Annotated in this window: 10 protein-coding genes and 1 tRNA gene; 9 read left to right on the top strand and 2 right to left on the bottom strand. The window is 59.7% G+C overall.

Annotation, left to right across the window (positions count from 1 at the left end):
* Positions 1-79: 79 nt before the first annotated feature.
* Positions 80-646 (bottom strand): single-stranded DNA-binding protein, encoded by a 567-nt coding sequence (locus tag AC5RWO_RS11920; RefSeq protein WP_498731570.1) that lies wholly within the window; start codon positions 644-646, stop codon positions 80-82.
* 195 nt (positions 647-841) lie between these two features.
* Between AC5RWO_RS11920 and AC5RWO_RS11925 the strand changes: the two genes are divergently transcribed.
* From AC5RWO_RS11925 to AC5RWO_RS11950, 6 genes are all read left to right on the top strand, one after another.
* A tRNA-Arg gene (locus tag AC5RWO_RS11925) sits at positions 842-914 on the top strand.
* 68 nt (positions 915-982) lie between these two features.
* The gene (locus AC5RWO_RS11930; RefSeq protein ID WP_498731571.1) at positions 983-2,920 is read left to right on the top strand and encodes a glycosyltransferase; all 1,938 of its coding nucleotides are present in this window, start codon (positions 983-985) and stop codon (positions 2,918-2,920) included.
* 60 nt (positions 2,921-2,980) lie between these two features.
* On the top strand, positions 2,981-4,387 hold the full coding sequence (uxaC, locus tag AC5RWO_RS11935; RefSeq protein ID WP_498731572.1) for a glucuronate isomerase: 1,407 nt from the start codon (positions 2,981-2,983) through the stop codon (positions 4,385-4,387).
* Positions 4,384-5,826 carry a mannitol dehydrogenase family protein gene (locus AC5RWO_RS11940; protein ID WP_498731573.1) on the top strand — a complete coding sequence of 481 codons (1,443 nt, stop codon included), beginning with the start codon at positions 4,384-4,386 and terminating at the stop codon, positions 5,824-5,826. The genes uxaC and AC5RWO_RS11940 overlap by 4 nt, the downstream gene beginning before the upstream one ends.
* Before the next feature lie 110 nt (positions 5,827-5,936).
* A complete protein-coding gene (manD, locus tag AC5RWO_RS11945; protein WP_074702126.1) occupies positions 5,937-7,166 on the top strand; it encodes a D-mannonate dehydratase ManD in 1,230 nt (409 codons plus the stop codon).
* Positions 7,163-7,672 (top strand): gluconokinase, encoded by a 510-nt coding sequence (locus tag AC5RWO_RS11950; RefSeq protein WP_498731574.1) that lies wholly within the window; start codon positions 7,163-7,165, stop codon positions 7,670-7,672. Before manD ends, AC5RWO_RS11950 begins: the two co-directional genes overlap by 4 nt.
* Here the strand turns inward: AC5RWO_RS11950 and AC5RWO_RS11955 are convergent.
* Positions 7,669-8,679, bottom strand: a complete 1,011-nt coding sequence (locus AC5RWO_RS11955) for a LacI family DNA-binding transcriptional regulator (RefSeq protein WP_498731575.1) — start codon at positions 8,677-8,679, stop codon at positions 7,669-7,671. The two genes, AC5RWO_RS11950 and AC5RWO_RS11955, sit on opposite strands and share 4 nt — an antisense overlap.
* A 289-nt stretch (positions 8,680-8,968) precedes the next feature.
* Between AC5RWO_RS11955 and AC5RWO_RS11960 the strand changes: the two genes are divergently transcribed.
* From AC5RWO_RS11960 to AC5RWO_RS11970, 3 genes are read left to right on the top strand one after another with little or no spacing between them, the layout of a single operon-like run.
* Positions 8,969-9,985, top strand: a complete 1,017-nt coding sequence (locus tag AC5RWO_RS11960) for a TRAP transporter substrate-binding protein (RefSeq protein WP_498731576.1) — start codon at positions 8,969-8,971, stop codon at positions 9,983-9,985.
* A gap of 33 nt (positions 9,986-10,018) precedes the next feature.
* The gene (locus AC5RWO_RS11965) at positions 10,019-10,525 is read left to right on the top strand and encodes a TRAP transporter small permease (RefSeq protein ID WP_498731577.1); all 507 of its coding nucleotides are present in this window, start codon (positions 10,019-10,021) and stop codon (positions 10,523-10,525) included.
* An 8-nt stretch (positions 10,526-10,533) separates the two neighbouring features.
* On the top strand, positions 10,534-11,844 hold the full coding sequence (locus AC5RWO_RS11970) for a TRAP transporter large permease (RefSeq protein ID WP_498731578.1): 1,311 nt from the start codon (positions 10,534-10,536) through the stop codon (positions 11,842-11,844).
* The last annotated feature ends 118 nt before the right edge of the window (positions 11,845-11,962 follow it).

Genomic DNA, 11,962 nt, shown 5'->3' on the forward strand with positions numbered 1-11,962 from the left:
AAAGCGCGTTTGAACCGAACGTCCCTGCTGATGCGGATTTTTCACGCTGTCATTGTGTCACGCCCCGGCTCCGTCTCTCCTATCCCGCCATCCGCAGTCCGTTCTCATCCCGCTCACCAATCGAAATCGAGTTGTCATCGTTGAAGTCAGGAACTGCCTCCGTTGAAGCGTCCGTTCCCCAGTCATATACCTCTCCTGTGCCGGCGTTGACGCCGTCGGGGGACCTTTGTTCCGCACCGGGGAGCGGCCTCGCTGAGAGCTGCTGGGTTTGCGGTTCCTGCCTCGACGAAATACCGCGAACGAAATTGGTCGTTCCCCAGAACAAGTCATGACCCAGCGAGTCAGCGTCGATCTCACAGGCCGTCCCCTGCCGCCCGTCATCGCTGGTCCATTGGCGAAGCCGGAGCTTGCCAGTAACGATGACGGGTTGGCCTTTCCTCAGGCTTGATCCGATATTCTCGGCCAACTTCCGATAGCACTGCACCGTGTACCAGTTGGTCTGACCGTCCACCCATTCCTGGGTTTCGCGGTCGAATCGCCGCTCTCTGGAAGCCAGCCGGAAGTCAGCACAAGCAGTCCCGCCCCTGGTCGTTCCCGCCTTGATATCGGTTCCTATAATTCCCCGGACAGTAATGATGTCTGTCATGATCCTGCTCCTCCTCACAATGCCGGCGGAGTTACCGACATCCCCAGTCTGCAAATCCCTCCTGCCCAAAAGTAGCCATAGAAGCACGTTTGTGGAGTGCCGGACATCACGCGACGCTGTGCAGGACGAGAAGTGACTTCGAAGAATCGCAGGCAAGAGGATAAACTTGCTGACTGGCGGAGCGTTCCGCCGCCCGCCTCGGTAGCTCAGCGGATAGAGCAGGAGCCTTCTAATCTCTTGGTCGCAGGTTCGATTCCTGTCCGGGGCACGCATAATTAGCATTGCCTGCAGGGCGCATCCGGCGCACTTGCAGTCGGCCGGGGGTACATTACGAACATGCAGACGCACGTCCATTTCCCTGTGAGCACGCTTGCTCTTCAAAGAGGCGGCCTGGTGAAGGCCGTGCGGAACCGTGCCAGCGCCCTTGCGGAAGAAGGCTCGTTCGCAGGAATCCATATCGATGTCCTTGGTTTCCAGCCCCGTCTGTCCAGCACCGTCAAAATGATGAAGGATTCGGGCCACCTTCACCCGGCGGTCCAGGTCAACAGTGTCCTGTACTCGATGGACCCAAGTCCGGAGGCGGAACGTCTTAAACCATCCTTCCCATTCCGGGACAGCGGTCTCACGGGCATCAAGGATGGTGGCAATCCCCGATCGGTACGGTATTTCCGGGACGGCTTACTGGAGATGTTTGTGCGCACCGACTCGGCAGGAACTCCTGTTTACATCGACTACTTCAATTCAGAGCGGCAGCGTGTCCGGCGCGATGAGATGGACAGCGTGGGCAGACTGGTTCGAGTTGTGCATTCCCCTGTTACGCAGGGAGATTCCACGGTTCAACGCTATATAGGCCGGGACGGACAATGCTTTCTAACTATTTGGCAATCACCAGGCAAGAATGACTGGGAACAAGGCTTCCTCTTCGGCCCCAAGCCCCGGAGTTTTCCAGAAATGGGAATCCTATATACCCACGCTTTCGAACAGCTTCTAGCGCAGCACGAGAATGTTGCTATCACATCGGAATTCCGGGAAAACCTGGACATCCTCCGCGACCAGAACCTGGATGAAGTGGTGGCATCCATACGGCACCCTCATCTGAGAAAAATAGTAACTGCGCACAGCAACCATCTTGAACCTCCTTATACCGCTGGCTCCGGCGTAAGCGGCAACTGGCGCAGACTCGTTGAACGCCTCGACGAATTCGACGCGGTTGTGCTGTTGACCAAGGCGCAGCGGGAGGACATGGCAGCGGATTTCGGCCACGCGGAATTGCTGGAAGTCATTCCCCAGGTGGCTCCCCCGCGCAAAGAATCCGCCGTCTCAACGGACCCCAACCGACTGGTCCTCGTGGCCCGAACACACCCGAAAAAACGTGTTGATGAAGCTATCCGGGTCTTCCGAAAGGTCCTTGAAGGCAATCCCAACGCAATCCTCGAGATATACGGCTTCGGCTACAAGGACAAGGAAGAACGCAAGGTCCACCAGCTCATAGCGGAGCTGTCGCTCGAAGATAGCGTGCGTTTCATGCCGTTCACCAGTAATCCGGACGACATCTACGCTACGGCTGCCGCGACCCTGCTGACCTCAGCGTCTGAGGGTTTCCCCCTGATCCTGCTTGAAAGTATGTCTTACGGGGTCCCTGTAGTCGCGTATGACTCCAACTATGGACCGCGGGAAGTGATTATCGACGGTGAGAACGGGTATCTGGCGGACTTCGCCGACAGTGATGCCCTAGCTAAGAAGATCCTGCTCCTAATGCAGGACTATGGTCTACGCACCAGGATGGGAGCGGCCGCCATAGAGACGCTTGGCCGCTTCGATACAAAGCGCTTCGTTGAAAACTGGAAGCGCGTCCTAGGCGCTCCTCCACGTCCGGAACGTGTTACCCGCGTCGCTACCGATGCCGTGGTAGAGCACGTGGAATGGAGTGGTAAGAAACTGTTGGTGCAGGCTCCACGCGGAACTGCGCCCGGGACAGAACTCATCTTCCGCCGCCGGCACACAGACGGTGTCACGGTGGTGCCCGCCTCCAACGGAAGATGGATTGTGGAGCTGCCTGATAGCGAGCCGGGCGATATCTTCGACGCTTTCATCCGGTTCGCCGACCATAGCGAGAAGCGTATGGCTTTCGATATCGTCAACGTCGTCCAAAAACCGCCTATGCAAATCTATGCAACGGCCCACGGGTCATTCTCCGTGCGCCACGTCAACAACAGTGTGGTCGCAAAGGGACGTCGCTGGCTAAAGCGGAGAATCCGGGCTCAAGCGCAGTAGCCGCTGCCAACAAATGGCAACTCGTTGACCACACTTCACGTGCTTGGCAACGATAGTGCAATGTCAATCTCTCTAGCCGCCGAACCTGATCGGCTTCTACCTGCTGAACCCGGCGTCCGAAAGATCGCGCGCGGGCTCCTGGAACTTGTCCAAGACCTGCCTATTATTTCTCCCCACGGCCATGTGGACGCCGCCGTCCTGGATAAAAATTCCCCTTTCCCTGATCCTGCAACGCTGCTGATCAGCCCCGACCACTACGTCACCCGGCTCATTCATGCCAGCGGTGTCCCGCTCAATCGCCTCCGCGTCGGCGGATCCGCCGCGGCCTCTCCCCGCGATGTATGGCGGGAGTTCGCAAAGGCCTGGCCGTTGTTTGACGGCACCGCGTCCGGATACTGGCTGCGGTCCGAATTCGAACACGTGTTTAAGCTCGAACAGGAAATCTCCGAGGCGACCGCCGACGCCACCTTCGATGCCATCCAGAACAGGCTTAGTGAACCCGGTTTCCGCCCGCGCCAGCTCTTCAAGGACTTCAACATTGAGGTCCTTGCCACGACTGACGATCCGCTGGACAGCTTGGAATCCCATGCGGCGCTGGCTGCGGATGGCACGTTCCAAGGTCGGGTTCTGCCTACGTTCCGTCCGGACGCGTACTTGAACATCAGCCATCCGACTTGGATCGAAAACGTAGACCAGTTGATTACCACCGCCGGCGACGGCACCACCGGATACGCGGGCTACATCCGTGCTTTGGAAAACCGCCGGCAGCACTTCGTCGACCACGGCGCCGTCTCCGCTGATCATGGAGTCCGTACTCCGCAGACCCTCAAACTGGACCGCGCGGAGGCGGAAAGCCTCTTCAACAAGGCCCGCCGCGGGGAAGCCACCGATGCCGACCGTGACGCTTTCGAAGCCCACATGATGTACGAGATGGCGCGCATGTCAGTCCAGGACGGTCTGGTCATGACGGTCCACCCCGGCTCATTCCGCAACCACCATCTACCGACCTTCGAAAGATACGGCGCTGACACCGGCCACGACATCCCCTTTGCCGTCAACTACACCGAAGCCATCCGCCCGGTCCTGCAGGACTTCGGGACAGCAGAGAACTTCAACCTGATCCTCTTCACCCTGGATGAAACGGTGTTTTCACGGGAACTGGCCCCCTTGGCCGGCTTCTACCCCGCCGTCTACGTCGGTGCCCCGTGGTGGTTCCTCGATGCACCGGATGCAATGCTGCGCTTCCGCTCAGCCATCACGGAGACCGCCGGGTTCTACCGCTCCTCCGGCTTCATCGACGATACCCGCGCCTTCTGCTCCATCCCGGCCCGCCACGATGCATCCCGCCGGATTGAAGCTTCGTTCCTGGCCCGGCTTGTTGCCGAACACCGCGTTTCCGAGTCCCGTGCCGCCGAGCTCATCGTGGATATTGTCGATGCCGCACCGCGAAGGGCTTTCAAACTGTGACTCCACAAACCGCAACCCAGCCGCTGAACCGGCAGACCTACCGGGCAGGCACCCCAGCGCCGATCCGGATTATCCATATCGGGCTCGGTGCTTTCCACCGCGCCCACCAAGCGTGGTACACGCATAAGGTAGACGCCGACCACGAATGGGGCATCGCTGCGTTCACCGGGCGCAGCCCGCAGGCTGCCGAAACGCTTGAATCCCAGGACGGGCTTTACACCCTTATTGAGCGGGCCGAAGACGCAGACAACTACGAGGTCATCGAAAGCATCAGTGCGGCGTACGACGGCGGCAACATTGGGCGGCTCGCAGAGCTACTGTCGCAACCAACGACGGCGATCGTCACGCTGACGGTGACAGAAGCTGCGTACTACCTCGGCCCCGATGGGCAGCTCGATCTGGCGGCCGAGCCGGTAGCCGCCGACGCTGCCTTACTGGGCCAGTGGTGGAAAGCATCGGCAGCGCTCGTTGGCTCCAGCGGTTCCGGCCGTCGGGGCGTCCCCTCGTCCGCCGCTGCACGGCTACTCACCGGCCTGGATGCGCGGCGAAGGGCAGAAGCCGGGCCATTAGCCGTGGTTTCCTGCGACAACCTCAGCACCAACGGGACGGCTGCACGCAATGCCGTACACGGCCTCGCATACGCCGTAGCACCGGAACTGGCAGACTGGATCGATAAAAACGTGTCCTTCGTGGATACATCCATTGACCGGATCACGCCACGGACTACGGATGAGGATATAGCCGGCGTAGCCGCTGCAACCGGCTTTGCGGACCGGTCCCCGGTAGTAACGGAACCGTTCCATAGCTGGGTCCTCTGCGGCGAATTCCCTGCCGGCCGGCCTGCCTGGGAGGATGCCGGCGCAGTGTTCGTCGACAGGATTGAGCATTTTGAACGGCGCAAGCTGTGGTTGCTTAACGGAGCCCACTCCCTGCTGGCCTATGCTGGCCAACTCCGTGGCAGCCACACCGTAGCGCAGGCCTTGCATGATCCCGTTTGCGCTGCCTGGATCGAGGAATTCTGGGATGAGGCCGCGGAACATCTTACGGAGCCGGAGCTCAAGGTCGACGAGTACCGGGCGGCGCTGCTGGCAAGGTTTGGCAATTCGCGCATTGCCCACATGCTGGCCCAGATCGCCATCGACGGGAGCAGCAAACTGCGCATGCGCGCCGTTCCTGTGATCCGGGCGGAGCGCTCCGCCGGACGCCCTGGACGGGCAGCTGCCCGCCTGATTGCCGCATGGATCGACTACCTGACAAAAGCCAGTAACGACGGCGCGGACGTGCGCGATGCCGAGGCTGAACGCATCATGCCGCTGCTGACATTGGACGGGCTGGAACGAACTGCCGCGCTGGTGAAACTACTGGACTCGGAATTCGCCGCCGAAGACGGCGTCGTTGAAATGGTCCATGCCCTGCGCGGATCGTTCATAGACCAGTAAGGGCAACGGGCGCTAGGTCGGAAACCCGGCAACTTGTGGCAACTCCTTGCCACCCGGTTTCCGGCCTAGCTACGGTTACGTGGAGATTTGAAATCATTGAAAGGCCTATCTTGAAGATCATTGCTGCTGATGTCATTGTGACCAGCCCCAGCCGGAACTTTGTGACGCTGAAAATCACCACGGATGACGGTGTTACCGGTCTGGGAGATGCCACTCTGAACGGCCGCGAGCTGGCCGTGGCGACTTATTTGAAGGAACACGTTGCGCAGCTGCTGATCGGCAAGGATCCGCACCGGATTGAAGACACTTGGCAGTTCCTCTACCGCAGCTCATATTGGCGCCGGGGTCCTGTCACCATGGCCGCCATCGCCGCCGTCGATATGGCTTTGTGGGACATCAAGGGCAAGGTTGCCGGGCTGCCGGTCTACCAGCTGCTGGGCGGCGCATCAAGGACGGGTCTGCGCACATACGGGCATGCCTCCGGCCGCGACATTCCGGAGTTGTTCGACTCCATCCGCCAGCATTTGGAAGAAGGCTACAAGTCCATCCGTGTGCAGACGTCCGTGCCAGGGATCAAGGCACTCTACGGCGTTGCTGCCCAGGCACAGGCCACGGGTGAACGCTATGACTTCGAACCCGCCGGCCGAGGTGCACAGCCGACCGAGGAAGACTGGGACACCCGCGCCTACCTGCGCCACCTTCCTACTGTCTTCGAAGCGGTCCGTAACGAGTTCGGCCCGGAACTGCCGCTCCTGCATGACGGCCATCACCGCATGACACCGATCCAGGCAGCCAAGCTGGGCAAGTCACTGGAGCCGTACGATTTGTTCTGGCTCGAGGACTGCACGCCCGCTGAGAACCAGGAAGCTCTCCGGCTGGTCCGCCAGCACACCACCACCCCGCTGGCGATCGGTGAAATCTTCAACACGGTCTTCGATTTCCAGACGCTGATCAAAGAACAGCTGATCGACTATGTCCGTGCGGCTTCGACCCACTTCGGCGGCATCTCTCCGCTGAAGAAGGTCATGGACTTCGCCGCCCAGTACCAGGTCAAGTCGGGTTTCCATGGCCCTACGGATGTCTCCCCGGTCGGCCTTGCAGCGCAAACCCACGTCGGGCTGGCTATCCACAACTTCGGTATCCAGGAATACATGGAGCACAGCGAGAAGACCAACACAGTGTTCGAGCAGTCGATGGTCTTTGCCGACGGTTACCTGCACCCGGGCGACAAGCCCGGACTCGGCATTGAGCTGAATGAAGAAGCCGCAGCTTCCTTCCCTTACCAACAGGCCTACCTACCGTACAACCGTCTCGCCGACGGGACGGTGCACGACTGGTGACCACCTCGGGCCCCTACCACGTGGTGCTGATGGGCGTTTCCGGATCCGGAAAGTCCACTGTCGGTGAACTCCTGGCTGAGCGCATCGGCGCCGAGTTCACCGACGGAGACGCCCTTCATCCCCCGGCCAACGTGGACAAAATGGAGTCGGGTCTCCCGCTCAACGATGGCGACCGCAAGCCTTGGCTCGAAAAAATCGGCGAGACTTTTGCGCAAGCTCCGGGCTCGTTGGTCATTGCCTGCAGTGCCCTGAAAAAGTCCTACCGGGACCTTATCCGGGCCGCTGATTCCTCAGTAGTATTCATCCATCTCCAAGGGAGCCAGGAACTGCTCGAAGACCGCATGACTTCGCGCAGCGGACATTTTATGCCGCCCTCCTTGCTCAAGTCCCAGCTGGAAACGCTGGAACCGCTCGATGCGACGGAGCCTGGCGTCGTCCTTGACATCGCCGCTTCGCCCGCCGAGTTGGCGCAGTCGGCCAAGCTGTGGCTGGAAAAGGCCAGCTAACGTTTGACCTGCTTGGCCGTTGAATTACGCACAACCAATCGGGTCGGCAGGACAACCGGCTGACCCGATTGGGACTTCGCCCCCGCGGCGAACGCCAACAGGTTATTCACAGCGGTGGTACCCAAGGCATACAGGGGTGCCGCGACGGTCGTCAGTGCCGGCGTAATTAAGTCCGCGCCGTAGCTGTTATCGAAGCCCACAACACTGACGTCTTCCGGAACGCTGAACCCCTGCTGCTGCAGTGCTCGGATGAATCCGATGGCCATCTGGTCGTTGTAGGCAATGACTGCCGATGTTCGATGCTGAAGCCATTCGGCTGCCACCTCCTCGCCGCCGCGAACTGTGGGCTGAGCCGGCGCTGTGCGTCGGACATTGAGTTCAAGTTCCAGGGCCGCTTCCCTCAGGGACCGCCAACGCATCCCGTCAGCCCAGGAAGCTTCCGGACCCGCCAGATAGGTGATCGTGTCATGGCCTTGTTCGCCCAGATGCTCTGCGGCACGGCGGATCCCCCTGGCGTTATCAGTAACCACGCTGGCAACATCCGCGACTGCCCTGTTCATCACGATGGTCGGTTTCTGCTTGGCCATCATCCGGATCGCCGAATCCGACATGCGGGAACTGGAAAGCACAATCCCGTCAACCGTGGACATTGCCCGCTCCAACGCCTGGCGTTCGCGGCGGTCGGATTCCTGGGTATGTGCGAGGAGCATGGTGTAGCCAGCTTCAGCTGCCGCAGCTTCAGCGCCGCGGACCATCTCCGCGTACACCGGGTTCCGGATGTCGGCGATGACCAACGCGATCATGGATGTGCGCGTGCTACCTGGCTGCCCAGCTCCATTCATCGGCTTGGACCGGTAACCGAGCTCGATCGCGGCCGCAAAAATCTTCTGCGCCGTTTCATGGCTAACGCGACCTGGCCGGGCAAAGGCCCGCGAAACCGTGGATGAGGACACGCCTGCGACTCGGGCGACGTCGTAGATAGTCGGCGTCCCCTGAATTTCACTCATACTTGTCCTCCTGCACAACATCTTACGGGTTGGCCAAGGCAATATATGGCAACTGCTTGCCGCGCACCCTCCATTTTTGGCTGAATCATTAGAACGCATGCATGGCGCCACCTGCCATTCCGGTGCACGCACGACGAGGCGTGTGCACAGATTGGGGCGGATTCGCAGCATGCATGAGGCGGCCATTCCACTGCGGCCAGCAGCTGGAACCGGCAGCAATGAAAATGGAAAGCTGCGGATCTCCGCGGCTGTACACAATGCCCGCACAACGGGCAGGAAAAGGTAAACCATGAAGGGCAACAAAGCTTTTGCAGTGATGGGGTCCGTGGCAGCGATGGCGTTGGCACTGACAGCTTGTGGTGGCGGTTCCGGCAGTGCCGACGGCAGTGCCGACGGCAAGACCATGCGACTGGCGCTGAACCAGACCGAAACACACCCCTCTTACATCGCCCTGGACAGCTTCGGCGAACGGCTGTCGGAGTCCACCGAAGGCCGCTGGGACATCGATGTCTACGCGAACGAGACCCTCGGCGCGCAGCAGGAAGCCATCCAGCTGGTCAGCGACGGCACCGTGGAGATGGCCATCGTCTCCGGCACTCAGCTGGAAAACCTCAATGAAGACTTCCGTGTCTTCAACCTGCCTCAGGTATTCGACGACGTCGAGCACCAGATGAAGGTTGTTGGCGACGAGGAAATCACCGGGGAACTCTACTCGTCCCTCGAGGATCAGAAGATTACTGTCCTTGGCGGCTTCACCCAAGGAACCCGCAGCGTTTACAACACTGAGAAGCCGATCAACACCCCCGAAGACCTCGCGGGCATGAAGATCCGTGTCCAGGAGTCCGACGTCCATATGAAGATGATCGAGCTCATGGGCGGCTCCGCAACTCCGATGGCATTCGGCGAGGTTTACACCGCGTTGCAGTCCGGCGTACTTGACGGGGCGGAGAACAATGAAATCTCTTACCTGACGCAGAAGCACAACGAAGTTGCCAAGTACTTCTCGAACACGAACCACCTCGTTGGCCTCGACTACTTGGTAATCAACACCGATGTGCTCGCGGAAATGTCCGAAGAGGACCGCGCTGCTTTTGATGCCGAGTGGGATGCAGCGGTAACCGAGCACACCGATCTGTGGCTCTCCGAGACGGACGCGGCCATCAAGGAGCTTGAAGCCGCCGGAACCAAGTTCAACGAGGTCGATACGGAAGCCTTCCGCACCGCCCTGCAGCCGCTCATCGACGAATACGTGACCACCGACTCTGCCAAGGCCTTGTACGAAGCCACTCGCGCCGCAGCCGAGTAATCCCCTACTCAGAGAGTCACTGAAAAAACAGCTATGCATGCCATAAAGAAATTCTTCGACAAACTGCTTGCGGTCGCCTGCGTGGCGCTGTTCGCGGTTCTCGTCGTGACGGTCGTTTGGCAGGTCTTTACGCGGCAGGTCATACAAGACCCCAGCGCGTGGACCTCGGAACTGGCCCAGTATCTGTTCGTCTGGTTGGGCCTGTTCGGCGCGGCACTGGTATTCGCCGAGCGCGGTCATATCGCCGTTGATTTCGTGGTGCGCAAGCTGCCTGAACGCGCGGAGCGCGTGGTAGCCGTCTTAGTCCAAGTAGTCATCATGGTCTTTGCCGCGGTGATCCTCGTTTGGGGCGGCTACCGCGTCTCCGTTCAGTCCTGGAGTCAGGCGCTCACCGGCTTGCCGGTAAACGTGGGCCCCCTGTACATGGTGATGCCGATTACCGGCGTGATCATCATTTTCTACGCGATTTACCACACGATTGCCGTACTGCGAGGCGAAGAAGAAGCCATCGCCGAAGACGACAACCCAGACGTTATCTAGGAGAGCCCGTGGAAACAGCACTACTCGCCGGGCTCATCCTTCTCATCGGGATTGCAGTCCTTATCATCCTCAGCGTGCCGATTGCAGTCGCAATCGGCGTCTCGACGGTCACGGCAATCGTCGCCGTGCTCGGTTTTGACCGCGCGGTCTTAACGACGTCCCAGCAGATGTTTGCAGGGATCAACTCCTTCACCCTGCTGGCCATTCCATTCTTCATCCTGGCCGGCGTGTTGATGAATAATGGGGGAATCGCAGCGCGCCTGATTGATGCAGCAAAGGTACTCGTTGGGCGCGCCCCCGGATCCCTCGCACAGACCAACGTAGTCGCCAACGGTCTCTTCGGATCTGTCAGTGGTGCCGCGGTCGCTGCGGCAGCCGCCGTTGGAACTGTGATGGGCCCCAGACAGGCCAAGGAGGGCTATGATCGAAGTTTCGCAGCGGCAGTAAACGTTGCCTCTGCTCCCTCCGGCATGCTGATCCCACCTAGCAACACCTTCATCGTCTACTCGCTTGTCAGCAGTACATCTATCGCAGCACTGTTCGTGGCAGGATACGGTCCAGGCTTGTTGTGGGCGCTAGCTTGCATGTCCGTGGTCTATGTTTACTCCCGGAAGCGTCCCGAGCTTAAGTCCATGGACAAAGTCTCCTTCGGACAGGCCTTGGAAATTCTGCTCAAGGCAGTGCCGTCGTTGCTGATGATCGTCATTGTGATCGGCGGTATCCTCGCCGGCATCTTCACGCCGACTGAGTCAGCTGCCATCGCCGTCGTATACTCCCTGTTGCTCGGATTCGTCTATAAGACCATCAAGGTCAGAGACCTCCCGAGCATCCTGCTGGATGCCACGAAGACCACCGCTATTGTGATGCTTCTTGTCGGTGTCTCCACCGCTATGTCCTGGTTGATGTCCTTTGCCCGAATCCCGGATCTGATCTCGGACAGCATTCTCGGATTGACGGAAAACCCGACGATCATCCTGATCTTGATGATGATCATCCTGCTCATCGTCGGCACGTTCATGGATCCCACTCCGGCTATCCTGATCTTCACGCCCATCTTCCTCCCGATCGTCATGGAGTTCGGCATTCACCCGGTCCACTTCGGGACCATGATCGTCTTCAACCTCTGCGTCGGAACGATTACGCCGCCGGTTGGAAACGTCCTATTCGTCGGTGCCCGCGTGGCCGGACTACGGATCGAACCAGTGATCCAGCGGCTGATACCGTTCTTCATCTCGCTGGTCCTCGGACTGTTTGTCGTTGTATTCGTGCCTCAGTTGAGCATGTGGCTGCCGACCGCCCTGGGGCTAGTAGCGCCGTAGCTGAAGGAACCAGAATTCCGCACCAAGGGGCCTCCGTAACGATACGGGGGCCCCTGGCGCTGCCTCCAGACTCTCCTCGCTAAGACGGAGAAGTAACAGCCATAACTCTGGCCCCAAT

The sequence above is a fragment of the Arthrobacter sp. B055-34 genome (assembly GCF_059090425.1).